The sequence below is a fragment of the Cellulosimicrobium sp. CpK407 genome (assembly GCF_051844275.1).
Lineage (GTDB): Bacteria > Actinomycetota > Actinomycetes > Actinomycetales > Cellulomonadaceae > Cellulosimicrobium > Cellulosimicrobium cellulans_G.
The window spans coordinates 99721-122474 of sequence record NZ_JBGNYC010000008.1 but is presented as its reverse complement, the minus strand read 5'-3'; the positions used below and the strand labels follow the sequence as shown (position 1 = coordinate 122474).

The 22754-nt window shown below is 73.1% G+C and carries 22 protein-coding genes; 11 read left to right on the top strand and 11 right to left on the bottom strand.

Annotated features, from left to right (window positions below):
* The 5 genes from ABWU78_RS05995 to ABWU78_RS05975 all read left to right on the top strand — a co-directional run.
* Positions 1 to 350 (top strand): hypothetical protein (locus tag ABWU78_RS05995; RefSeq protein WP_439157830.1); only part of this gene is annotated, 350 nt, incomplete at its 5' end.
* Between the two features lie 286 nt (positions 351 to 636).
* Entirely contained in the window at positions 637 to 2418 is a 1782-nt protein-coding gene (gene leuA, locus ABWU78_RS05990) for a 2-isopropylmalate synthase (RefSeq protein WP_439157829.1), read from the top strand.
* Positions 2419 to 2588: 170 nt separating this feature from the next.
* The gene (recO, locus tag ABWU78_RS05985; RefSeq protein ID WP_439157828.1) at positions 2589 to 3401 is read left to right on the top strand and encodes a DNA repair protein RecO; all 813 of its coding nucleotides are present in this window, start codon (positions 2589 to 2591) and stop codon (positions 3399 to 3401) included.
* Positions 3401 to 4192, top strand: a complete 792-nt coding sequence (locus ABWU78_RS05980; protein WP_439157827.1) for an isoprenyl transferase — start codon at positions 3401 to 3403, stop codon at positions 4190 to 4192. The genes recO and ABWU78_RS05980 overlap by 1 nt, the downstream gene beginning before the upstream one ends.
* Positions 4193 to 4267: 75 nt before the next feature.
* Positions 4268 to 4645 carry a VOC family protein gene (locus tag ABWU78_RS05975; protein WP_253050301.1) on the top strand — a complete coding sequence of 126 codons (378 nt, stop codon included), beginning with the start codon at positions 4268 to 4270 and terminating at the stop codon, positions 4643 to 4645.
* Positions 4646 to 4668: 23 nt separating this feature from the next.
* Here ABWU78_RS05975 and ABWU78_RS05970 read toward each other — a convergent pair whose 3' ends face one another.
* Genes ABWU78_RS05970 through ABWU78_RS05945 form a run of 6 tightly spaced genes read right to left on the bottom strand, consistent with a single transcriptional unit; the run spans position 4669 to position 9147 of the window.
* Positions 4669 to 5346, bottom strand: coding sequence for an alpha/beta fold hydrolase (locus ABWU78_RS05970; RefSeq protein WP_439157826.1), 678 nt, complete (start codon positions 5344 to 5346; stop codon positions 4669 to 4671).
* A gap of 30 nt (positions 5347 to 5376) precedes the next feature.
* Positions 5377 to 5976, bottom strand: coding sequence for a DedA family protein (locus ABWU78_RS05965; protein WP_253050297.1), 600 nt, complete (start codon positions 5974 to 5976; stop codon positions 5377 to 5379).
* A 3-nt stretch (positions 5977 to 5979) separates the two neighbouring features.
* Positions 5980 to 6369: a Fur family transcriptional regulator gene (locus tag ABWU78_RS05960; RefSeq protein WP_253050294.1), complete on the bottom strand. Its 390-nt coding sequence runs from the start codon at positions 6367 to 6369 to the stop codon at positions 5980 to 5982.
* On the bottom strand, positions 6366 to 7334 hold the full coding sequence (locus tag ABWU78_RS05955) for a metal ABC transporter permease (RefSeq protein ID WP_253050292.1): 969 nt from the start codon (positions 7332 to 7334) through the stop codon (positions 6366 to 6368). Before ABWU78_RS05955 ends, ABWU78_RS05960 begins: the two co-directional genes overlap by 4 nt.
* Complete coding sequence (locus ABWU78_RS05950) at positions 7331 to 8161, bottom strand: metal ABC transporter ATP-binding protein (protein ID WP_439157825.1); 831 nt, start codon at positions 8159 to 8161, stop codon at positions 7331 to 7333. Before ABWU78_RS05950 ends, ABWU78_RS05955 begins: the two co-directional genes overlap by 4 nt.
* Positions 8158 to 9147, bottom strand: a complete 990-nt coding sequence (locus ABWU78_RS05945; RefSeq protein WP_439157824.1) for a metal ABC transporter substrate-binding protein — start codon at positions 9145 to 9147, stop codon at positions 8158 to 8160. The genes ABWU78_RS05950 and ABWU78_RS05945 overlap by 4 nt, the downstream gene beginning before the upstream one ends.
* Before the next feature lie 162 nt (positions 9148 to 9309).
* Here ABWU78_RS05945 and ABWU78_RS05940 point away from each other — a divergent pair, with 162 nt between their 5' ends.
* Complete coding sequence (locus ABWU78_RS05940) at positions 9310 to 10707, top strand: glycine--tRNA ligase (RefSeq protein ID WP_237843107.1); 1398 nt, start codon at positions 9310 to 9312, stop codon at positions 10705 to 10707.
* A gap of 115 nt (positions 10708 to 10822) precedes the next feature.
* Here ABWU78_RS05940 and ABWU78_RS05935 read toward each other — a convergent pair whose 3' ends face one another.
* A complete protein-coding gene (locus ABWU78_RS05935) occupies positions 10823 to 10981 on the bottom strand; it encodes a hypothetical protein (protein WP_253050286.1) in 159 nt (52 codons plus the stop codon).
* A gap of 115 nt (positions 10982 to 11096) precedes the next feature.
* Between ABWU78_RS05935 and dusB the strand changes: the two genes are divergently transcribed.
* The gene (dusB, locus tag ABWU78_RS05930) at positions 11097 to 12344 is read left to right on the top strand and encodes a tRNA dihydrouridine synthase DusB (RefSeq protein ID WP_439157823.1); all 1248 of its coding nucleotides are present in this window, start codon (positions 11097 to 11099) and stop codon (positions 12342 to 12344) included.
* A 351-nt stretch (positions 12345 to 12695) separates the two neighbouring features.
* Here dusB and ABWU78_RS05925 read toward each other — a convergent pair whose 3' ends face one another.
* The 3 genes from ABWU78_RS05925 to ABWU78_RS05915 form a co-directional block, all read right to left on the bottom strand.
* On the bottom strand, positions 12696 to 12875 hold the full coding sequence (locus ABWU78_RS05925; protein ID WP_439157822.1) for a hypothetical protein: 180 nt from the start codon (positions 12873 to 12875) through the stop codon (positions 12696 to 12698).
* Between the two features lie 220 nt (positions 12876 to 13095).
* Positions 13096 to 14919, bottom strand: coding sequence for a glycoside hydrolase family 13 protein (locus ABWU78_RS05920; protein WP_439157821.1), 1824 nt, complete (start codon positions 14917 to 14919; stop codon positions 13096 to 13098).
* Positions 14920 to 15104: 185 nt separating this feature from the next.
* On the bottom strand, positions 15105 to 16142 hold the full coding sequence (locus ABWU78_RS05915; protein WP_439157820.1) for a LacI family DNA-binding transcriptional regulator: 1038 nt from the start codon (positions 16140 to 16142) through the stop codon (positions 15105 to 15107).
* Positions 16143 to 16408: 266 nt separating this feature from the next.
* Here ABWU78_RS05915 and ABWU78_RS05910 point away from each other — a divergent pair, with 266 nt between their 5' ends.
* The 4 genes from ABWU78_RS05910 to ABWU78_RS05895 all read left to right on the top strand — a co-directional run bounded on the left by ABWU78_RS05910 (position 16409) and on the right by ABWU78_RS05895 (position 22198).
* Positions 16409 to 17641: a sugar ABC transporter substrate-binding protein gene (locus ABWU78_RS05910; RefSeq protein ID WP_353708950.1), complete on the top strand. Its 1233-nt coding sequence runs from the start codon at positions 16409 to 16411 to the stop codon at positions 17639 to 17641.
* A 148-nt stretch (positions 17642 to 17789) separates the two neighbouring features.
* Positions 17790 to 19433, top strand: coding sequence for an ABC transporter permease subunit (locus ABWU78_RS05905; RefSeq protein WP_439157819.1), 1644 nt, complete (start codon positions 17790 to 17792; stop codon positions 19431 to 19433).
* A gap of 1 nt (position 19434) precedes the next feature.
* Positions 19435 to 20352 carry a sugar ABC transporter permease gene (locus tag ABWU78_RS05900; RefSeq protein WP_439157818.1) on the top strand — a complete coding sequence of 306 codons (918 nt, stop codon included), beginning with the start codon at positions 19435 to 19437 and terminating at the stop codon, positions 20350 to 20352.
* A gap of 4 nt (positions 20353 to 20356) precedes the next feature.
* Positions 20357 to 22198, top strand: coding sequence for a glycoside hydrolase family 13 protein (locus ABWU78_RS05895; protein ID WP_439157817.1), 1842 nt, complete (start codon positions 20357 to 20359; stop codon positions 22196 to 22198).
* A 45-nt stretch (positions 22199 to 22243) separates the two neighbouring features.
* Here ABWU78_RS05895 and ABWU78_RS05890 read toward each other — a convergent pair whose 3' ends face one another.
* Positions 22244 to 22675 (bottom strand): hypothetical protein, encoded by a 432-nt coding sequence (locus tag ABWU78_RS05890; protein WP_353708953.1) that lies wholly within the window; start codon positions 22673 to 22675, stop codon positions 22244 to 22246.
* Positions 22676 to 22754: the final 79 nt, after the last annotated feature.

Here is a 22754-nt window from a genome sequence, read left to right as displayed (position 1 = left end):
AGCCCGGCGCCGGGTCGCCCGCGCAGGGCTACCAGGGTTACGGCCAGCAGGGACACCCCCAGCCGGGCTACCAGCAGCAGCCGCAGCAGGGCTACGGCGGTGGCTACGGGCAGCAGCCCGCGGCGCAGCCGCAGCAGTCGTACTCGCCGCCCGCCCAGGTCCCGGGCTTCACGGCCGCCCAGGCGCTCGACCCGAGCACGCCGCTCGAGGTCCTCGCGCAGATCGTCCAGGACGCGCCGCACCTGCGTCCCCAGGTGGCGGCGAACCCGTCCACGTACCCGGCGCTGCTGGAGTGGCTCGGCAACCTCGGCGACCCCGCCGTCGACGCCGCGCTGCGCTCGCGCCGCTGACCGACCGACGACGCCCGGTCGCCCTCCCTCGGAGGCGGCCGGGCGTCGTCGTGCCACCCGGCGAGAGGGACGGGCGGGGCCGAGCCCCGGACCTCCGCGGCCCGCGCGTGCGACGTGCCCGAGGAACGGACGTCCGCGGGGCACGGACCGCGGAGGAGTACAGTGGCGTCGTGCACCTGATGCGGCAGCTCCTCCTTCGTTGCCGCGGCGAGGCTCTCTAGCCGGTCCCTCGTCGCGGTGGTCGGTGTGCCGGCTGACACCCATCAGACGACCCGAAGGACCCACGATGAACGCCTCAGCCCCCTCCTCGACGCCGACCGCCACGGACGCGAACCCGCAGCAGCCGTCGGGCATGCCGATCCACAAGTACCTGCCGTTCCACCGGCAGATCGACGTGTCGGTGCCCGACCGCACGTGGCCCGACAAGCGCATCGAGACCGCCCCCCGCTGGTGCGCGGTGGACCTGCGCGACGGCAACCAGGCCCTCATCGAGCCCATGAACGCGGAGCGCAAGCTGCGCATGTTCGAGCTGCTCGTCGAGATGGGCTACAAGGAGATCGAGGTCGGCTTCCCGTCTGCCTCGCAGACCGACTTCGACTTCGTTCGGATGCTCATCGAGGAGGACCGCATCCCGGACGACGTCGTCATCCAGGTCCTGACGCAGTCGCGCGAGCACCTCATCGCCCGCACCTACGAGGCGATCAAGGGCGCGAAGCAGGCGATCGTCCACCTGTACAACTCGACGTCTGTGCTCCAGCGCGAGGTCGTGTTCCGCTCCGACCCCGAGGGCATCATCGCGATCGCCGTCGACGGCGCGCGGCTGTGCAAGAAGTTCGAGGAGACGGTCCCCGAGACCACGGTCTACTACGAGTACTCGCCCGAGTCGTACACGGGGACCGAGCTCGAGTTCGCCGCCCGCATCTGCAACGAGGTGCTCGACGTCTTCGAGCCCCGCCCGGACCGCAAGGTCATCATCAACCTGCCCGCGACGGTCGAGATGGCGACGCCCAACGTCTACGCCGACTCGATCGAGTGGATGAACCGGCACCTGAACCACCGCGAGAACGTCGTCCTGTCGCTGCACCCGCACAACGACCGCGGCACCGCGGTCGCCGCGGCCGAGCTGGGCTACCAGGCGGGCGCCGACCGCATCGAGGGCTGCCTGTTCGGCAACGGCGAGCGCACCGGCAACGTGTGCCTCGTGACGCTGGGGATGAATCTGTTCAGCCAGGGCATCGACCCGCAGATCGACTTCTCCGACATCGACCACGTGCGCCGCACCGTCGAGTACTGCAACCAGCTCGGCGTGCCCGAGCGTCACCCCTACGCCGGCGACCTCGTCTTCACGGCGTTCTCCGGCTCGCACCAGGACGCCATCAAGAAGGGCTTCGACGCGATGGCCGCCCACGCGGAGGCCGAGGGCAAGGCGGTCGACGACCTCGTCTGGGCCGTCCCGTACCTGCCGATCGACCCCAAGGACGTCGGCCGCTCCTACGAGGCCGTCATCCGCGTCAACTCGCAGTCCGGCAAGGGCGGCATCTCCTACCTGCTGCGGTCGGAGCGCCACCTCGACCTGCCGCGGCGCCTGCAGATCGAGTTCAGCCAGGCGGTGCAGCACCACACCGACCAGCAGGGCACCGAGGTCACGGGCGACGACATCTGGCGGATCTTCTCCGACGAGTACCTGCCCGTCGAGCCCGATTCCGGCCTGGAGCCGTGGGGTCGGCTCAAGCTGCGCTCCACGCGCGCGTCGTCGAGCGAGAACGGTCCGGACACCCTGAGCGTCGACGTGCTCGACCGCGGCGAGGAGCTGACGCTCGAAGGCACGGGTAACGGCCCGGTCGCGGCGTTCGTCGACGCGATCGCGCAGGTGGGCGTCGACGTCCGCGTGCTCGACTACGCCGAGCACGCCCTGTCCGAGGGCGGCGACGCGCTCGCCGCCGCCTACGTCGAGTGCCAGGTGGGCGACGACGTCCTGTGGGGCGTCGGGATCGATCCGTCGATCACGACCGCCTCGCTCAAGGCCATCGTGTCCGCGGTGAACCGCGCGGAGCGCACCGCCTCCTGAGACGCAACGCAGCCCCCGCCCGACCCGTCGGGCGGGGGCTGCGTCGTGCTGACGAAAAGCGAGAAGTCGCCCCCGCCGGCAGCCTGGGAGGGGCACCTTCTCGCATCTCACGACCGGGGGCCCGGTGTGGGTCGGCACGGGGCGTGGGTGGGATGGCGGACAATAGGGGCGTGGTGCTGTACCGAGACGACGCGATCGTGCTGCGCGCCCAGAAGCTGGGCGAGGCGGACCGCATCGTCACCCTCCTGACGCGCGAGCACGGGAAGGTGCGCGCCGTCGGCAAGGGCGTGCGTCGCACGTCGTCCCGGTTCGGGGCGCGGCTGGAGCCGTTCATGGTCGTCGACGTCCAGCTCTACGCGGGGCGGTCCCTGGACACGGTGACGCAGGCGGAGACGATCGGCCCGTACGCGCGGCGGATCTGCGAGGACTACGGTCTGTACACGGCGGGCGCCGTGATGCTCGAGACCGCGGAGCGGCTCGTCGCCGACGAGAGAGAACCCGCCGTGCAGCAGTACTGGCTGCTCGCGGGGGCGCTCCGGGCGCTGTCCGAGCAGACGCACGCCCCCGGCCTGGTGCTGGACTCCTACCTCCTGCGCGCGCTCGCCGTCGCCGGCTGGGCGCCGTCGTTCGAGGACTGCGCACGGTGCGGCGAGCCGGGCCCCCACCACGCGTTCGCCGTCGCGCAGGGGGGCGCGGTGTGCTCGCGCTGTCGTCCGCCCGGGTCGACGGCACCCGCCCCCCAGACCTTCGCCCTCCTCGCCGCGCTGCTCGCGGGGGAGTGGGAGACTGCCGACGCCTCGGACGCGCGGCACCGCAAGGAAGCGAGCGGCCTCGTGGCCGCCTACAGCCAATACCACCTGGAGAGAACGTTGCGATCACTGCGCATGGTCGAGCGGGACGCGCCCGCCGCCCCGTCTGCCGCCTCGCCCGCGGGGCCGGTCGGCGTCGTCGCCGACCGCCGGGTTGCGGGGGCGGACGCCTGATGGCGAAGCGGACCTACGCGGCGCCGTTCCCGCACCCGAGCGGTGCGCGGCCCCCGGCGATCCCGGCGCAGTTCGTGCCGAACCACGTGGCCGTCGTCATGGACGGCAACGGCCGCTGGGCCAACGCGCGCGGGCTGCCCCGCACCGCGGGCCACGAGGCCGGCGAGGCGGCGCTGCTGGACGTCGTCGCGGGGGCGATCGAGATCGGCGTCAAGCACGTGTCGGCGTACGCGTTCTCGACGGAGAACTGGAAGCGCTCGCCCGACGAGGTGCGGTTCCTCATGGGCTTCAACCGCGACGTCATCCGGCGACGTCGTGACGAGATGGACTCGTGGGGAGTCCGCGTGCGCTGGGCAGGGCGTCGTCCTCGCCTCTGGGCGTCGGTGATCAAGGAGCTCGAGGTCGCGGAGGAGCAGACGAAGGAGAACGACGTCTGCACCCTGACGATGTGCGTCAACTACGGCGGGCGCGCGGAGATCGCCGACGCCGCGGCCGCTATCGCGCGCGAGGTCGCCGCGGGGCGGCTCGACCCCGGCAAGGTCACCGAGCGGACGATCCAGAAGCACCTCGACGAGCCCGACCTGCCGGACGTCGACCTCTTCCTGCGCAGCTCGGGCGAGCAGCGCACGTCCAACTTCATGATCTGGCAGGCCGCCTACGCGGAGCTCGTGTTCCTCCCCGAGCCGTGGCCCGACGTCGACCGCCGGTCGCTGTGGCGCGCGGTCGAGGAGTACGCGCGGCGCGACCGTCGCTACGGCGGCGCGGTGGACGCGGTGGGCGGCACGGTCTGACGTCGTGCGCTCGCCGTGCGGGGCGCGCCGGTCGTCGTCGGGACGCCGTGGGCGCCGGCCGGTAGCGTGCGCGGCATGGCTCTGAGCATCGGCATGGTGACCGTCGACTCCACCGACCCGCGACCGCTCGCGCACTGGTGGGCGCGCCAGCTCGGCGGGCGGGTCGTCGACGAGTCGGACGGATGGTTCCTCGAGGTCGTGCCCGCCGAGGGGGTGACCGCACCCGTCCTCGGCTTCCAGCGCGTCGAGGACCCGACCCCCGGCAAGAACCGCCTGCACCTCGACCTCGGCGCGTCCGACCGCGAGGCGGACGTCGCCGCGCTCGTGGCGGACGGCGCGACGTTCGTCGCGGAGCACACGGTCCCGGGCTACCGCTGGGCCGTGCTCGCGGACCCGCAGGGCAACCAGTTCTGCGTCGGCGCGGCCGACGGCTCCGCGACGACGGTCGGCTGAGGCGCCGGGGGACGTCCGGTCCGTCAGCCGGCGAGCACGTCGAGCCGGGCGGCGAGCTCGACCGGTCGGCTGAGCGCGACGAGGTGCCCGCCGGGCAGCGTCTCGACGTCGGCGCCCAGGCGCTCGCGCGCGACGGCGCGCTGGAAGGCCACGGGGAAGAGGCGGTCGTCGTCACCCTGGAGCACGACCGTGGGCGCTGTCGGCCAGGCGCGGGCCGGCCAGGGCTCGGCGAACGAGTGTTCGGACGGCTGCCGGTCGCTGCGCTGCACGGCGGCCGCGACCGCCTCGGGCACGTCGTGGAGGAAGTCGTCCACGGGGTCGAACGGCCCGAGGCCCGTCGCGGCACGGCGCGCTGCGTGGTCCGTCGCGCGCCACCAGTCGGCGCCCGACTCGCCCGGCAGCGGGATCATCGGGTTGAGCAGCACGAGCAGGCGGACCGGATCGCGCTCGCACACGAGCGGGCCCACGTACGCGCCCATGGACTGGGCCACGACGACGAGGTCGTCCCGCTCGGCGGGTCCGGCCGCGCGGTGCAGGGTCTCGACGGCGACGTCGGTGAGGTCGGCCCAGCCGTAGGCCTCGTCGTGCTGGGGCAGGTCGACGGGGACCGGGAGGTGACCGAGCCGGGCGAGCTCGGGCGCGAGCAGGTCCCAGTACGCGGGGTCGCCGCCGGCGCCGGGAAGCAGGAGGAACGTGGTCATGCCCGTTCGGACGGTCGGGCGCGCGTCATCTCATCGGTCGAGGCGCGGCGCGTCCTGCGTGTCCTGGACGCGGGGGTCGAGGACGAGACCGTCTCCCTCGAGGGCGGCGATCGCACCCGCCGGAGCGACGGTCTCCCGGGCGGCGCGGCGTCGAACCATGACGACCACCCCGACGGCCACGCCGACGACCAGCAGGACCAGGGCCGCGACGCCCCACGGCGACCCGGTCGCCGCGGCGAAGGCGGCCGTCCACACGGCCCAGCCGACGGTCGCGTAGATGGTCGCGTGGACCGCGCACCCGAGCGTCATCGCGGCGAGGTAGCGCCCGAACGGCATCCGGACGACCCCCGCGGCGGCGTTCACGACGGTCTTGGTCCCGGTCGCGAGGAAGGACACGGGGACGGCGAGGACGCCCCAGCGGCGGACGGTCTCGATCCCGCGCGCGGCAGAGCGTCCGGACAGCCAGGCGTGGACGCGCGCGACCCACGGCTTCACGGGCCGCGTGCGGTCGAGCGTCCACGTCGTGACCAGCCGCGCGATCCAGTACGTCGCCTGCGTCCGCACGAACGCGATCGCGAAGAAGAACGCGAAGAGCGCGGCGAACGGGGCGCCGTCCAGCGCGTCGGGCACGGCTCAGTCCCGCGCGGAGGCGCGGGCGCACCCCGCGCACGTGCCGAACAGCTCGATCGTGTGCTGGATGTCGACGAACCCGTGCGACGTGCCCACCTGGTTGGCCCACGTCTCGACGGTCGGGCCGTCGATCTCGACCGTGCGGCCGCACGTGCGGCACACGAGGTGGTGGTGGTGCTCGCGGCGCTCGCACCGGCGGTAGAGGTTCTCGCCCTCCTCGGTGCGCAGCACGTCGACGTCGCCGCCGTCCGCGAGGCTCTGGAGCGTGCGGTAGACGGTCGCGAGCCCCACGTTGTCCCCACGGGTGCGCAGGATCTCGTGGAGCTGCTGGGCGCTGCGGAAGTCGTCGAGGTCCTCGAGCGCGTCCGAGACGGCGGCGCGCTGCCGGGTCATGCGCTGCACGTGTCACCTCCGGGTGTGCGGTTCGACGCCCCCGAGGGTACGAGGTCGAGCTCGACGTCGTCGGGGATGTCCGGGTGCGGGTCCCGCGCCACGCGCGGGCGTCGGCGGACCCACAGCGGCCGCAGGACGGCGACGAGCAGGTAGGTCGCGATCGCGAGGACCACGATGGTCGCACCCGGCGAGACGTTGTTCCAGTAGGTGAAGGACAGCCCCACGACGCACACGACCACGCCGACGACCGACGCGACGAGCATCGTCCGGCGGAACGAGCGCGTGACGAGCTGCGCGACCGCGACGGGCACGATCATCAGCGCGCTCACGAGCAGCAGCCCGACGACCCGCATCGACACCGTCACGGTGAGCGCGGCGACGACGGCGACGGCGATGTTGAGCGTGCGCACGGGCAGGCCCGACGCGCGCGCGAACTCCTCGTCGTGGCTCACGGAGAACAGCGCGGCGCGCAACCCGACCCCGACGAGCAGGATCACCGCGCTGAGCACGACGGTGAGGACGAGGTCCGACGCCGTGACGGTCGAGATGGAGCCGAAGAGGTACTGCATGAGGCTCCCGGACGAGCCGCCCGCGAGGCCGATGAGCAGGACGCCGCCCGCGATGCCGCCGTAGAAGAGCAGCGCGAGCGCGAGGTCGCCGCTCGTGCGGCCGCGCTCGCGCACGACCTCGATGGCGACCGCACCGAGCACGGCGGCGACCACCGCGCCGGGGATCGCGAGCGCGTCGTTCGGGACGACGCCCATCGCGGCCCCGACGAGCCACCCGAGCGCGACGCCGGTGAGGGCGACGTGCCCGATGCCGTCGCCGAGGAGCGAGAGCTTGCGCTGCACGAGGTACGTGCCCACCACGGGCGCGCTGACGCCGACCAGGAGCGCGGCGAGGAGGGCGCGCTGCATGAGCGGGTCGGTGAGCATGAGGGAGATCTCGGAGAACAGCGTGGTCATGAGGCCGTCCTGGGTGCGTGACCCGCGGCGAGGTCGGGGTTCAGGGTGTCGGTGAGGCCCGTCTCCGGACCGGCCGTGCGGTTGTCGGTGTCCGCGGGCTCGTGCGGGTGGAGGTGCTGGTGCGTGGCGCCCGCGTGGGTCGACGACGCGCGGGGCGGGGCGCCGTCGTGCACGACGCGGCCGTGCCGCAGCACGACGGCGCGCTCGATGAGCGGGGCGAGCGCGCCGAGCTCGTGGAGGACGACGAGCACCGTGAGCCCGTCGCCGACGAGCCGCGTCATGGTCGCGGCGAACGCCTCCTGGCTGGGCTTGTCCACGCCGGCGACGGGCTCGTCGAGGACGAGGAGGTCGGGCCGGCGGACCAGGGCGCGCGCGATGAGCACGCGCTGCTGCTGGCCGCCCGACAGCTCGGCGGTGGAGTCGTCCGCGCGGTCGGCGAGCCCGACGAGGTCGAGCGCCTCGACCGTGCGCGCACGCCAGCCGCGGGGGAGCCGGAGCCGGCCGCCGCCGAGGAGCCCGGAGGCGACGACCTCGGACGCCGTGGACGGCATGCCCGACGGCGCGGCGACGCGCTGCGGCACGTAGCCCAGACGTTGCCAGGGCAGGCGAGGACCGAGCGGTGCGCCGAACAGGTCGACGGAGCCGCGGGACAGCGGGACGATCCCGACGAGCGCCCGCACGAGCGTCGACTTGCCCGACCCGTTGGCACCGAGGACCGCGACGACCTCGCCGGCGCCGACGGTCAGGTCGATCCCGCGCAGGATCTCGCTCTCGCCGAGGGTCACGTGGACGTCGCGCGCGGCGACGAGCTCCGCCGCGCCCGTCATGAGCAGGCGAGGCCGGAGGTGAGCGCCTCGAGGTTGGACTCCATGACCTCACGGTAGTCCGTCGCACCCTCCGCGAGGCTCTCGATCGGGTCGAGGAGGGCGGTCTGCACGCCGAGGTCGTCGGCGAGCGTCTGGGTCACCTTGGGGCTCACGAGCGTCTCGAAGAAGATCGTGGTCACGCCGTTCTCGCGGACGATCTCGCCGACCTCGCGCAGGCGCGCGGGCGACGGCTCGGCCTCGGGGTCGATGCCCGAGACGCCCACCTGGTGCAGGTCGTAGCGCTCCGCCAGGTACCCGAACGCCTCGTGCGACGTCACGAGCGTCGCCCCCGAGCACGGCGCGAGCGCCTCGGCGAGCTCGGTGTCGAGGTCGTCGAGGTCGGTGGTGAGGGCGGCGGCTCCGGCGGCGTAGTCGTCCGCGTGGTCGGGGTCGATCACGGAGAGCTCGTCGGCGACGGCGTCGCCGACGGCGGCGAGGCGCGTCGGGTCGAGCCAGAAGTGCGGGTCGGTCGCGCCGTGGTCGTGGCCGTCGCCGGACTCGTCCGCGTGCTCGGCGTGCTCCTCCGCGGTCTCGTCGGCGTGCTCGCCCTCGCCGCCGGGGTGCTCCTCGAGCCCCGCCGACTCGGCGGCGTCGACGACGTGCTCCGGGGCGCGCTGCTCGATCCCCTCGTCGACGGCGGGCTGGAAGCCGGAGAGGTAGACGACGAGGTCGGCGTCGCCGATCGCACGCACCTGGGCGGGCGCGAGCTCGAGGTCGTGCGGCTCGGCCGCGGGCGGGGTGAGGTTGGAGACGTCGACGTGCTCGCCGCCGACCTGCTCGACGACGTACTGGAGCGGGTAGAACGACGCGAGCACCTGGAGGCGCCCGTCGTCGCTGCCGCCGGCGCCGGGGGAGTCGCCGGGGGAGCACGCCGCGACGAGCGCGGCCGTGGCGAGGGCGGCGGTGGTGGCGAGGGCGCGACGGCGCCGAGCGGGGGAGCGATGCATGACCACCAGTGTCCGCCTTCTTGAGAATGAATGTCAAAACCGATCCCGGTGAGGCCGGTCACGGGCCGGGTACGCTGGTCGGTCGGCGCCCGTGCGGGCGCCGCCCACCCGTCCAGCCCCCACGAGCCACGTGCGGGGCCGTGAGCACCAGGAGTGATGTCCGTGGCCGCAGCGCCCTCACCCACCGCCCGTCTCGACGCCGTCGTCTCCCTCGCCAAGCGGCGTGGGTTCGTCTTCCCCTCGGGCGAGATCTACGGCGGTACCCGCTCCGCCTGGGACTACGGGCCGCTCGGCACCGAGCTCAAGGAGAACATCAAGAAGCAGTGGTGGCGCGCCATGGTCACCAGCCGCGACGACGTCGTCGGCCTCGACTCGTCCGTCATCCTCCCGCGCCAGGTGTGGGTGGCCTCGGGCCACGTCGGCGTCTTCACCGACCCGCTCACGGAGTGCCTGCACTGCCACAAGCGGTTCCGTGAGGACCAGATGATCGAGGAGTTCGAGGAGAAGAAGGGCCGCGCGCCCGAGGGCGGCCTCGCCGAGATCGTGTGCCCCAACTGCGGCACGCGCGGCCAGTGGACCGAGCCGCGCGACTTCAACATGATGCTCAAGACCTACCTCGGCCCCGTCGAGGACGAGTCCGGTCTGCACTACCTGCGTCCCGAGACGGCGCAGGGCATCTTCGTGAACTTCGCCAACGTCATGGGCGCGAGCCGCAAGAAGCCCCCGTTCGGCATCGGCCAGATCGGCAAGTCGTTCCGCAACGAGATCACGCCGGGAAACTTCATCTTCCGCACGCGCGAGTTCGAGCAGATGGAGATGGAGTTCTTCGTCGAGCCCGGCACGGACGCCGAGTGGCACCAGTACTGGATCGACACGCGCACCGACTGGTACGTCGACCTCGGCATCGCGCGCGACAACCTGCGCCTGTACGAGCACCCGCAGGAGAAGCTCTCGCACTACTCGACCCGCACGGTCGACATCGAGTACCGCTTCGGCTTCTCCGGCTCGGAGTGGGGCGAGCTCGAGGGCATCGCGAACCGCACGGACTTCGACCTCAAGACCCACGCCGAGCACTCGGGCAAGGACCTGTCGTACTTCGACCAGACCAAGAACGAGCGCTGGGTCCCCTACGTCATCGAGCCGGCGGCCGGCCTCACGCGCTCGCTCATGGCGTTCCTCGTCGAGGCGTACACCGAGGACGAGGCGCCGAACGCGAAGGGCGGCGTGGACACGCGCACCGTCCTGCGCCTCGACCACCGCCTCGCGCCGGTCAAGGCCGCCGTGCTCCCGCTGAGCCGCAACGAGCAGCTCTCGCCCAAGGCGAAGGATCTCGCGACGGAGCTCCGCAAGTACTGGAACGTCGACTTCGACGACGCCGGCGCCATCGGCCGCCGGTACCGCCGTCAGGACGAGATCGGCACGCCGTTCTGCATCACCGTCGACTTCGACACGCTCGACGACCAGGCCGTGACGATCCGGCACCGCGACTCGATGGCCCAGGAGCGCGTGGCGCTCGACAAGGTCACCGAGTACCTCGCCGGGCACCTGCTCGGCGCCTGACCGTCCGACCGGCCGCGCGGGGAGTCCGCGCGCCGGGCACGCAGGAGGGGCGGGACCTTGCGGTCCCGCCCCTCCGTCGCGTCGTCCGGGACGCGTCGCCCCCTGCGGCCTCGCGCTAGCGGGCCGCCCCCTTCGCCCGGTTGAGCAGGCCGACCACGAGGCTCACGACCAGCACGATGATGCCGATCCAGATGAGGATCCATGCGGCCTTGATAGCGACACCGAGGATGAGCAGCACGGCGCCGACGATGACCAGGATGAGCCAGAGAGGCATGTCGTCCCTTTCGTCCGGGTCCGGCCTGGATCGCCGGACCTTCCCACCGTCACACGGGTCGCGACCACTCGCGCGTTCAGAGACCCTCGCGGGGGAGCGCCGACCGGATGGGACAATGGAGCGCGTGACTGCTCCCGCCCCCGCACTCAGCACGACGCCCGACACGGTCGCCGGCACCGCTCCCGCCGGTGCCGGGCGGCTGCTCGCACCCCTGCGGATCGGTCCGATCGTCGTCGACACCCCGGTTGTGCTCGCCCCGATGGCGGGCGTCACGAACCGCGCCTTCCGCACGCTGTGCCGCGATGCCGGCGCGAGCGGCGGCGACGACCCCGGTCTCTACGTGGCCGAGATGGTGACGAGCCGTGCGCTCGTCGAGCGCAACACCGAGGCGCTGCGCATCGTGACGTTCGGTGCGGACGAGACGCCGCGCTCCGCGCAGGTGTACGGCGTCGACCCGGCGACCGTGCGCGAGGCGGTGCGCATCATCGTCGCCGAGGACCGCGCCGACCATGTCGACCTCAACTTCGGCTGCCCCGTGCCCAAGGTGACGCGCAAGGGCGGGGGAGCGGCCCTGCCCTGGAAGCGGGACCTGTTCACGGCGATCGTGCGAGGCGCCGTCGAAGCGGCGCGCCCCTACGGCGTGCCGGTCACCGTGAAGATGCGCAAGGGCATCGACGACGACCACCTCACCTACCTCGAGGCCGGCCGGATCGCCGAGGGCCTGGGCGTCGCGGCCGTCGCGCTGCACGCCCGCACCGCCGCCGAGCACTACTCCGGCACCGCGGACTGGACCGCGATCGCCCGCCTCAAGGAGGCCGTGACGAGCGTGCCGGTGCTCGGCAACGGCGACATCTGGTCCGCCGAGGACGCGGTCCGCATGGTGCAGGAGACGGGCTGCGACGGGGTCGTCGTCGGCCGCGGCTGCCAGGGTCGTCCCTGGCTGTTCGCCGACCTCGCCGCCGCGTTCGCGGGCCGTCCCGAGCGCGTGCGCCCCGGGCTGCGCGAGGTGGCCGACACGATCTACCGTCACGGCGAGCTCATGATCGACTACTTCGACGGCGACGAGGGCAAGGGCATGCGCGACCTGCGCAAGCACATGGCCTGGTACCTCAAGGGCTACGCCGTGGGCGGCGACGCGCGCCGCGCGCTCGCGATGGTCTCGACGCTCGCCGAGCTGCGCGCTCTCCTCGACGACCTCGACCAGGACGCGCCCTACCCCGGCGAGGCCGCCGAGGGGCAGCGCGGTCGCGCCGGGTCGCCCAAGACGCCGCACCTGCCGTACGGCTGGCTCGACTCGCGCGAGCTCGACGCGGACCACGAGGAGCGGCTGCGCGAGGCCGAGCTGAGCGTCTCCGGCGGCTGACGCCGGTCGGCCGACGCGAACGAGGGGACTCCGGTGCGGTTCGAGGGGCGGCCGTCGTGGCGACTGTCGGTGTCGGACGACGGAGACCTCGGCCTGCTGCTCTGGGTCCGCGACGCGCTCGCGCTCGCCGTCTCGGCCGACGACGCGCCGCCGCGCAGCGAGCCGGGACCGCCCGACCGGTCGGCACTGGTCCCCGCGGACGAGCGCGACGCCGCGGCGTCGCGGTGGATCGCCTGGTGGCGCGCCGCCCTCGCGTTCGAGGCCGTCGGCCGGACGCAGGAGCCGCCGGCGGGGGAGGACGCGTTCCTCGGCTGGGTCCGCGCGCGGTCCGTGGCGCGGGACGCCGTCGGTTCACCGCCCGCGTTCGCGGCGCTGGACGACGTGCCCGCGCTGCGTGACGCCGTCGCGCACCTGTTCCCCGAGGCGCACCGCGCCCTCGCGGCGCGCGAGGCGGACCGCGCCAGGGCGCTGCACCGACGAACGGCGGCGGACGACCGTCGAGCGCTCGCTGCGGACGTGGCCCGCACGCACGGCGTCGGGATCGGTGAGGTGCGCGGCGCCGTGCTCCTGGTCCCGGTCGCCGGACCATGGTGGCGCGTCGCCGCCCCGGGGCGGTCGTGTGCTCCGCGTCCGCCTACGTCGACGACGCGGCGTTCGCGGCCGAGGTGGTCCGTGTCGCGTTCGAGTCCGGGCTGCGGGCATGAGAACGGCCGGGGCCCTCGCGGACCCCGGCCGTGCTCGGCTCAGCCGCTCAGCGCGCGCGCAGCCACACCGTCGTGTCGGACGGGACGCGGACCTGCGGGTCGGCCGAGCGGTCGGTGAGCACCGGGCCCGACGCGACGAGCATCTCGGTGCCGCGCGGCAGCACGACGGGCTCCGTGCCGAGGTTCGCGAGCACGACGACGTCGCGGTTGCGCAGCGCGACGACGTCCACGGAGTCCGCGTAGTCCTCGACCCACGCGAGCGTGCCCGAGCCGAGGCGCTCCGCGCGGCGCGTCGCGAGCGCGGTGCGGTAGGTCTCGTAGGTCGAGCCCTCGACGCCGCGCTGCGCGTCGGCGGCGTAGCGCGCGTAGGACGCGGGCTGGGGGAGCCACGTCTTCCCGGACGGGCCGAAGCCGAACCCGTCGGCGTCCGCGTGCCAGGGGATCGGGATGCGGCAGCCGTCGCGGCCCGCCTCGGCGCCCTGGGTCCGGAAGAACGCGGGGTCCTCGCGCACGTCGTCGGGCAGCGCGGTGTGCTCGGGAAGGCCCAGCTCCTCGCCCTGGTAGAGGTACGACGACCCGGGCAGGCCGAGCATGAGCAGCGACGCGGCGCGCGCCCGGCGCAGGCCGAGCTCCTCGTCGGGCTGCGGGTCGTGCGCGAAGATCCCGTTGGGGCGCAGACCCGGGTCGGCGAGGCCGAGGCGCGACGCGTGCCGCACGACGTCGTGGTTCGACAGGACCCACGTCGTGGGAGCGCCGACCTCGTCGTTCGCACGCAGCGACGCCGCGATCACGGTGCGCAGCGGCGCCGCCGACCACGCGGTGGTGAGGAAGGAGAAGTTGAACGCCTGGTGCATCTCGTCCGGGCGCACGTAGCGCGCGAGCCGCGAGAGCGGCTCGACCCAGGCCTCGGCGACGAGCGCGCGGTCGCCGTCGTACTCGGCGAGGACCCGGTGCCACGCGCGGTAGATCTCGTGCACGCCGTCCTGGTCGAACATCGGGCCCGAGTTGCCGGCTCCCGTCGACCCGTCCTCGGGAGCGCCCGGGTCGGTCTCCTCCTCGGCGGTGCCCTCCACCATGGACACCGTGCCGTCCCAGTCGGGCAGGCCGTCGGCCTTGATCATGCCGTGCGCGACGTCGACGCGGAACCCGTCCACGCCCTTGTCGAGCCAGAAGCGCAGGACCTGCTCGAACTCCTCGCGGACCTCCGGGTTGTCCCACGCGAGGTCCGGCTGGGTCGAGTCGAACAGGTGCAGGTACCACTGGCCCGGGGTCTCGCCCTCGGCGCCCGTGACGGGGTGCGCGTCGGGACCCGCGGTCACGCGGGTCCACGCGGGGCCGCCGAAGATCGACTGCCAGTTGTTCGGGGGCAGCTCGCCGTGCTCGCCCTCGCCCTCGCGGAACACGTAGCGCGCGCGCTCGGGCGAGCCCTCGGGCGCGGCGAGCGCTGCCCGGAACCACGCGTGCTGGTCCGAGGTGTGGTTCGGGACGAGGTCGACGATCACGCGGATGCCGCGGGCGTGCGCCTGGGCGAGCAGCTCGTCGAAGTCGGCGAGCGTGCCGAACAGCGGGTCGACGTCGCGGTAGTCGGCGACGTCGTAGCCGGCGTCCTTCTGGGGCGAGCGGTAGAACGGGCTCAGCCACACCGCGTCGATCCCGAGCTCGGCGAGGTGGTCGAGCCGGGACGTGATGCCGGGAAGGTCGCCGATGCCGTCGCCGTCGCCGTCCGCGAAGGAGCGGGGGTAGACCTGGTAGATCACGGCATCGCGCCACCACTCGGGCGCCTCGCCGGGGCCGGCGTGCACGAGCGCCCCGGTGCTGAAGGGCGCGGGCGCGGTGGTGGTGGCGGTCGGCGTCGAATCGATACGAGTCATCGAGCTGTCGGTCCTCACGTGCGTGGTGTCGGGGTTCTCGGGGGGGATTCGCTCGGCAGGCGGAGCGGGGGTGACGCGACCCGCTGTCGAGTGTAAGCGCTTGCGGTGACGAGTCGACGGCGTGCGGCCCGGGCCGGCGTCGCGACGTCCGTCCGCGCCGGGCGTGCAGCCGCGGCGCGTCGCCGTCAGGCGGTGGGCGCGCCCGTCGTCGGGGCGGCGCCCGTGGAGTCGCGGACGATGAGCTCGGGCTGGAACAGCAGCTCGGACCGCGGCGCCCGCTCGCCCGCGATCTCGGTGAGCAGCGCGCTCACCGCGGCGTGCGCCATCGCGTTCACGGGCTGGCGCACCGTGGTCAGGGGCGGGTCGGTGAAGGCGATGAGCGGCGAGTCGTCGTAGCCCACGACCGAGACGTCCTGGGGCACGCGCAGGCCGCGCGAGCGGGCCGCGCGGATCGCGCCGAGGGCCATGAGGTCGGAGCCGCAGACGATCGCGGTGTGGCCGGAGTCGATGAGCTCCCCGGCGGCCGCCTGGCCGCCCTCGACGGTGTAGAGCGTGACGACGACGTGCTGCGCCGCCTCGGACTCGTCGGCCACGAGGCCGTGGCGCACGAGCGAGTCGGCGAAGCTCGCGAGCTTGCGCTGGGCCGGGACGAAGCGGTCGGGCCCGATCGCGAGCCCGACGCTGCGGTGCCCGAGCGAGACCAGGTGGCGCACCGACAGCTCGACGCTCGCGACGTCGTCGGGCGAGACGAACGGCGCGTCGATGCCCTCGGCGAACCCGTTGACCAGCACGATCGGGATGCCCCGGCTGCGCAGCCGCTCGTAGCGCTCGTGGCTCGCCTGGGTGTCGGCGTGCAGGCCGGAGACGAAGACGATGCCGTCGACCGCGTGGTCCATGAGCATGTCGACGTAGTCGTCCTCGGTGGTCCCGCCGGGAGACTGCGTGCACAGGAGCGGGGTGTACCCGTGCTCCGACAGCAGCGACTCGATGGTCTGGGCGAACGCGGGAAAGACGGGGTTCGTCAGCTCGGGGACGACGAGGCCGACGAGGCCGGCCGAGCGGGTGCGCAGCGTCGAGGGGCGTTCGTAGCCCAGCACGTCGAGCGCGGCGAGGACCGCCTGGCGGGTCTCGCTCGCGACGCCGGGCTTCCCGTTGAGGACGCGCGAGACCGTCGCGGTGGAGACGCCGGCCTGGGCGGCGAGATCGCTGAGACGGGTGCGCACATGGGGAAGCGTAGGGGACACCGGACCTCCTCGTCCTGGTCGTCCGGTCGGTGGGCCGCGAGCCTCCGTGCGGAGGCGCGCCGACCCGTCGGCCGGGGGAGGCGGGGCGGACGCCGGACGGCGCCCTGTAAAGCGTTGCATGAAAGTTACCGCAACGACTTGCATCGGTGCCACCTCGCGCTCTACCGTCGTCGCATCAGGGCCACGGTCGGTGCGAGACCGACGTCGGCCGCCACCGCACTGCAACATGCTGGGAGTGACCACTGATGCGACGGAGCATCCTTCTTGCCGCCGCGCTGACCACGACGTTGGCGCTGGCCGCCTGCTCGTCCGGCGGCTCGGGAGACGAGAGCACCGACGAGCCGAGCGCCGAGGACACCTCCGCCGGCGGCACGCTCACCGTCTGGGTCGACGAGACCCGCCAGGACGCCGTGACCGCGGCGGCCGAGTCGTTCGAGGCCGAGACGGGGACGACCGTCGAGGTCGTCCTCAAGAACTTCGAGGACATCCGAGCGGACTTCCTCGCGCAGGTCCCGACCGGCGAGGGTCCCGACATCACGGTCGGCGCGCACGACTGGCTCGGCGAGCTCACGACGAACGGCGTCGTGGCGCCGCTCGAGCTCGGCGACAAGGCGGCCGACTTCGAGGACGTCTCGATCGAGGCGTTCACGCAGGACGGCCAGGTCTACGGCCTGCCCTACGCGATCGAGAACATCGCCCTGATCCGCAACACCGCTCTCGCGCCGACCGCTCCGGCGACGTGGGACGAGGCCGTCGCCGCCGGCCAGGCCGCGGGGACGCAGTTCCCGATCCTGGTCCAGTCGGACGGCGACAAGGGTGACCCGTACACCCACTACCCGTTCCAGACGTCGTTCGGTGCCCCGGTCTTCACGCAGAACGAGGACGGCAGCTACACGTCCGAGCTCGCGATGGGCGGCCCCGAGGGCCAGGCGTACGCGCAGTGGCTCGGCGCCCAGGGCGCCGCGGGCGTGCTCAGCCAGGACACCACGTACGACATCGCGGTCGAGGCGTTCAAGAACGGCCAGTCCCCGTTCATCGTCGGCGGCCCGTGGATGATCGACTCGTTCGAGGGCATGGACCTGTCGATCGACCCGATCCCGACCGCCGGCGGCCAGCCCGCCCAGCCGTTCGTCGGGGTGCAGGGCTTCTACCTCAGCGCCGAGAGCAAGAACGCGATCGTCGCGAACGACTTCCTCGTGAACTTCCTGTCCACGGAGGAGGCGCAGCTCGCCCTCTACCAGGCAGGCAACCGTCCGCCGGCGCTGACGGTCGCGGCCGACTCCGCCTCGGCGGGCGACCCGATCGTCGCGGGCTTCCGGGCCGTCGGTGCCGAGGCTGTGCCGATGCCCTCGATCCCCGAGATGGCGTCCGTCTGGAGCTTCTGGGGCGTCACGGAGGCCGCGATCGTCAGCGGTGCCGACCCCGTCCCGACCTGGGACAAGATGATCGCCGACATCCAGGGCGCGATCGACTCCTGACCCGGTCTGGACCGTCGTCGCGGTGCGCAGGGCTCCTGCGCACCGCGGTGGCGTGTCGGCCCACCCACCCGGACCGGCTGCGACGCAGCACGACGACACTCGGGACGACGCGGGACGCACCGCGTCCGACGACCTCGGAGGCACCACGATGTCCGCCCCACAGACCACGGCCGACGCGGGAGTCGGCTCGACCGGAACCGACGGCCCGCCGCCTCGGCGCACCCGCGGGCTACGCGGGGCGGACGCCTCGCACGCACGGGACTACAGCCCCGGGTTCTTCGTCAAGCTCGCGCTCATGGCCGTCGTCGACGCGCTCGGCGTGTACGTGGTCTGGTCCGCGTGGACCGCGGGCTCGTACGGGATCCTCGCGGCGTCCCTGGCGATGCTCGTCGTCGCGAACTGGGTGTACTTCTCGAGGCGCGCGCTGCCGCTCAAGTACATCCTTCCCGGGCTGCTCTTCCTCCTCGTCTACCAGATCTTCGTGGTCGGCTACACGGGGTACGTCGCGTTCACCAACTACGGCACCGGGCACAACGCGACCAAGGAGCAGGCGGTCTCCGCGCTGCTCATCCAGAACGAGCGCCGCGTCGAGGGCTCTCCGTCGTCGGCCCTGACCGTGGTCGAGGATGGCGACGCGCTCGGCTTCGCGGTCGTCACCGAGGACGGAGAGGTCGAGGCCGGGACGGCGGACCGGCCGCTCGCCGTCGTGGACGGCGCGACCATCGAGGACGGGCGCGCGACCGACGTCCCCGGGTTCACCGTGCTGCCCCGCGACCAGGTGCTCCAGCGCCAGGCCGACGTGACGGAGCTCCGCGTGCCGGTCTCGGACGACCCCGCGGACGGCTCGATCCGCACGACGGACGCGCGGACCGGCTACGTCTACACCTCGGCGCTCGAGTGGGACCCCGCGGCGGACACCATGACCGACACGACGACCGGGACCGTCTACACCCCGAACGACGAGGGCCAGTTCCAGGCCCCCGACGGCTCGACCCTCGCGGTCGGGTGGCGCGTGCCGGTCGGCTTCGACAACTTCGTCACCGCGTTCTCCGACGCCCGCTACGCGCAGCCGTTCGTCAAGATCCTCGTGTGGACGTTCGTCTTCGCGATCGGCTCGGTCGTCACGACGTTCCTGCTCGGCCTCTTCCTCGCGATCGTCTTCAACGACACGCGCATGCGCGGGCGCAAGGTCTACCGGACGCTCATGATCCTGCCGTACGCGATCCCGGGGTTCCTCGCGGCGCTGCTCTGGTCCGGCCTGCTCAACACGCGGTTCGGGTTCATCAACGAGGTGATCCTCGGCGGCGCGCACATCCCGTGGCTCACGGACCCGTGGCTCGCGAAGCTCTCGGTGCTCGGCGTGAACCTGTGGCTGGGCTTCCCCTACATGTTCCTCATCTGCACGGGCGCGCTGCAGTCGCTGCCGGGCGACGTCATGGAGGCGGCCAAGATCGACGGCGCCGGGCGCTGGCGGACGTGGCGGGCGATCACGCTCCCGCTCCTGCTCATCGCGACCGCGCCGCTGCTCATCTCGTCGTTCGCCTTCAACTTCAACAACTTCACGCTCATCTACATGCTCACCGGCGGCGGTCCACGGTTCGCCGACGCGTCCGTCCCGCTCGGCCACACCGACATCCTCATCTCGATGGTCTACTCGATCTCGGGTGTCGACGGGTCCGCCCAGAAGGACTTCGGTCTCGCGAGCGCGCTGTCGATCGTCATCTTCGTCATCGTGGGGACGATCTCGGCCATCGCCTTCCGCAGCACGCGCAAGTTCGAGGAGATCAGCTGACATGGCGACCACCCAGGCACCCCCCGTCGTCGGCGGTCGTCCCGCCCCGTCCGTGGCCTCGCGGAACCGGATGAAGCCGGGCCGCTGGTTCTCCGAGCTCGGCTGGCGGCACGTCGTCGGCGTGATCGCCGTCGTCTACGCGGCCTTCCCGCTCGTCTACGTCCTCTCGGCGTCCTTGTCGGAGAACGGGACGCTCACCGGCTCCAACACCCTCTTCTCCGACGTGAGCGGCGCGAACTACGCCCAGCTCGGCAGCACGATGTTCTGGACGTGGATGGGCAACACCCTCGTCATCGCGGTCGCGACGTCCGTCGGCACGGTCCTCATGGGCGCGGCCGCCGCCTACGCCTTCTCGCGCTTCCGGTTCGCCGGGCGCCGCATGGGCCTCACGTCGCTGCTCATCGTCCAGATGTTCCCGCAGATGCTCGCGTTCGTGGCGATCTTCCTGCTGCTCATCGGCCTGGGCAACGTCGTCCCGATCCTCGGCCTGAACAGCAAGATCGCCCTCATCGCCGTGTACCTCGGCGGCGCGCTCGGCGTGAACACGTTCCTCATGTACGGGTTCTTCAACACGGTCCCGCGCGAGCTCGACGAGGCCGCCAAGATCGACGGGGCCACGCACTCGCAGATCTACTGGACGATCATCCTGCGCCTGGTGGCGCCGATCCTCGCGGTCGTCGCGCTGCTGTCGTTCATCAGCACGTTCGGCGAGTTCATCATCGCGCGCATCGTCCTCACGTCCGAGCGCAACTGGACGCTCGCCGTCGGGCTCTACGGCTGGGTGTCGTCGCTCAAGGAGGCGAACTGGGGCCTGTTCACGGCCGGCGCCGTGATCTCCGCGCTGCCCGTGCTCGCCCTCTTCCTCTATCTGCAGAAGTACATCGTGGGCGGCCTCACGGCCGGCTCCGTGAAGGGCTGACCGCGTGCGCGACGTCGTCACCACCGTCCCGCACCACGACGGCTCGGCGCTGTACGTCCCCGAGGGCGTCCCCGCCCTCGGGGACACGGTCCCCGTCCGCGTGCGCGTGCCCCGGTCCGCGGGCGTGCGCGACGTGTGGCTGCGCACCGTGCGCGACGGCGAGCCGCGCCTCGCCCCCGCGCGGCTCGACCGCTCGGACGAGCACGAGGACTGGTACGTCTCCGAGGTGCTCGTGCACAACCCCGAGACGGGGTACCGGTTCTTCCTCGACGAGGGCGAGCGCGGCTACCGCTGGCTCAACGGCCGCGGGGCGTGGGACCGCGACGTGCCCGACGCCGCGGACTTCCGCCTCACCGTCCACGAGGGCGCGCCCGCGTGGATGCGCGACGGCGTCGTCTACCAGGTCTTCCCGGACCGGTTCGCGCGCTCCGCCGCGGCCGACGGGCGCCCGCTCCCGGAGTGGGCCGTCCCTGCGGCCTGGGACGACGAGCCGCACGGCGCGGGGCCCGACGTCGGCACGCAGTACTACGGGGGCGACCTCGCCGGGGTCGAGGAGCGGCTCGACCACCTCGTCGCGCTCGGCGTCACGACGCTGTACACGACGCCCGTCTTCCCGGGGCGCTCCAACCACCGCTACGACGCGAGCACGTTCGACCACGTCGACCCGCTGCTCGGCGGCGACGCGGCGTACGCGTCGCTGATCCGCGCCGCGCACGCGCGCGGGCTGCGCGTCATGGGCGACCTCACGACCAACCACACGGGCGCCGGGCACGAGTGGTTCGCGCGGGCGCTCGCGGACCCCGCCGCGCCGGAGCGCGACTTCTACTACTGGACCGACGGCGAGCCCGGGTACGTGGGCTGGCTCGAGCACGCGTCGCTGCCCAAGCTGTCGTACGGCTCCGCCGAGCTCGGGGCGCGCATGATCGACGGGCCCGGGTCCGTCGTCGGGCGCTACCTGGGCGAGCCGTTCGGCCTCGACGGCTGGCGGATCGACGTCGCGAACATGACGGGACGCTTCGGTGCGGAGGACCGCACGCTCGAGGTCGCGCGGCGCCTGCGCGCGACCATGCGGGACGCGAACCCCGAGGCCGCGCTCGTCGCGGAGCACTTCCACGACGCGTCGGGCGACCTCGCGGGCGACGGCTGGCACGCGAACATGAACTACTCGGCGTTCACCCGCCCGGCCTGGACGTGGCTGTCCCCGGCGGACTCGCCCGTGCCGTACCTGGGGCTGCCGGTGCGCACGCCGCGGCGCGGCGGTCGCGACGTCGTGGCGACCATGCGCGAGTTCGACGCCGTGCTGCCGTGGCGCGTCACGGCGTCGCAGTGGAACATGCTCGGCTCGCACGACACCCCGCGCCTGCGCTCGATCGTCGGCTCGCGCGAGATGGTCGAGGTCGCGGCGACGCTCCTGCTCACCTACCCCGGCACGCCGGTCGTCTTCGCGGGCGACGAGGTGGGGCTCACGGGCCTCAACGGCGAGCACGGTCGCGCGACGATGCCGTGGGACGACGCGGCGACGGGTTCTGGCCGCTGGGACGCCGCGACGTTCGACCTGTACCGCGCCCTGATCGCCGTCCGGCGCGGCTCGGACGCGCTGCGCCACGGCGGCCTGCGCTGGGTGCACGTCGACGACGACGCCCTCGTCTACCTGCGGGAGACGCCCGGCGAGCGCGTGCTCGTCGCGCTCGCCCGCGCACCCTGGGACGGCGTCACCCTGCACCCCGCGCTCGTGGGGCCGGGCGGGGCGGAGCGGCTGCACGGCACGCTGGGCCTCTCCCGGCACGACGGCGGGGCGCGGCTCGCGGGCGACGGCCCGGCCGTCGGGGTGTGGCGCCTGGGCTGAACGGCCCGTCCCGGGCGGCCCCACGGGCGTCCGGGGGCCTGAGACTCAGGCGAAGAGGTGCGCGACCTGGCGCACGGCGTCGTCGTACCGGGCGCGGTCGAACGTGAACGAGCCCAGCGCGGAGTAGTCCCACTCGGGCCGGAACGGCTGGGTGAGGTCGCGCCAGACGACGGTCGTCGCGTCGGCGTCGACCGTCACCTCGAACGGCCAGCACCCCGCCTCGTGGCAGTCGCACGCGAGCACCCACGCGTGCCCGCCCGACGGCATCCGTCCGCGGCCGTACCACTGGTGCGCGGCGTCGCCGTAGCGGAAGAACGCCGGGACCAGACCGCCGTACGCGCCCGCGGGGGAGTAGCCGCGCGCCGACTCGTGCCGTCCGACGAGCTCGACGAGCGAGCGGCCGTCCACGTACGGGACGACCTCGACCAGGCCGTCGACGGTGACGGCCCGCAGCTCGAGCGCGTGCGCTGCACCCATGTGCGCGAGGCTACGCCCGTGCGGCTCTCCTCGCCGTCCGCCACGGCGGGACGTCGGCGACCGGCGCGCGGCCCTCGGC

What these genes read in the sequence shown, in the direction of transcription:
- leuA (WP_439157829.1), top strand. Translation starts at nt 637, where the DNA reads ATGAACGCCTCAGCCCCCTCCTCGACGCCGACCGCCACGGACGCGAAC.
- ABWU78_RS05980 (WP_439157827.1), top strand. Translation starts at nt 3,401, where the DNA reads ATGGCGAAGCGGACCTACGCGGCGCCGTTCCCGCACCCGAGCGGTGCG.
- ABWU78_RS05975 (WP_253050301.1), top strand. Translation starts at nt 4,268, where the DNA reads ATGGCTCTGAGCATCGGCATGGTGACCGTCGACTCCACCGACCCGCGA.
- ABWU78_RS05970 (WP_439157826.1), bottom strand. Translation starts at nt 5,346, where the DNA reads ATGACCACGTTCCTCCTGCTTCCCGGCGCCGGCGGCGACCCCGCGTAC.
- ABWU78_RS05960 (WP_253050294.1), bottom strand. Translation starts at nt 6,369, where the DNA reads ATGACCCGGCAGCGCGCCGCCGTCTCGGACGCGCTCGAGGACCTCGAC.
- ABWU78_RS05955 (WP_253050292.1), bottom strand. Translation starts at nt 7,334, where the DNA reads ATGACCACGCTGTTCTCCGAGATCTCCCTCATGCTCACCGACCCGCTC.
- ABWU78_RS05950 (WP_439157825.1), bottom strand. Translation starts at nt 8,161, where the DNA reads ATGACGGGCGCGGCGGAGCTCGTCGCCGCGCGCGACGTCCACGTGACC.
- ABWU78_RS05945 (WP_439157824.1), bottom strand. Translation starts at nt 9,147, where the DNA reads ATGCATCGCTCCCCCGCTCGGCGCCGTCGCGCCCTCGCCACCACCGCC.
- ABWU78_RS05935 (WP_253050286.1), bottom strand. Translation starts at nt 10,981, where the DNA reads ATGCCTCTCTGGCTCATCCTGGTCATCGTCGGCGCCGTGCTGCTCATC.
- dusB (WP_439157823.1), top strand. Translation starts at nt 11,097, where the DNA reads ATGGAGCGCGTGACTGCTCCCGCCCCCGCACTCAGCACGACGCCCGAC.
- ABWU78_RS05920 (WP_439157821.1), bottom strand. Translation starts at nt 14,919, where the DNA reads ATGACTCGTATCGATTCGACGCCGACCGCCACCACCACCGCGCCCGCG.
- ABWU78_RS05910 (WP_353708950.1), top strand. Translation starts at nt 16,409, where the DNA reads ATGCGACGGAGCATCCTTCTTGCCGCCGCGCTGACCACGACGTTGGCG.
- ABWU78_RS05905 (WP_439157819.1), top strand. Translation starts at nt 17,790, where the DNA reads ATGTCCGCCCCACAGACCACGGCCGACGCGGGAGTCGGCTCGACCGGA.
- ABWU78_RS05900 (WP_439157818.1), top strand. Translation starts at nt 19,435, where the DNA reads ATGGCGACCACCCAGGCACCCCCCGTCGTCGGCGGTCGTCCCGCCCCG.
- ABWU78_RS05890 (WP_353708953.1), bottom strand. Translation starts at nt 22,675, where the DNA reads ATGGGTGCAGCGCACGCGCTCGAGCTGCGGGCCGTCACCGTCGACGGC.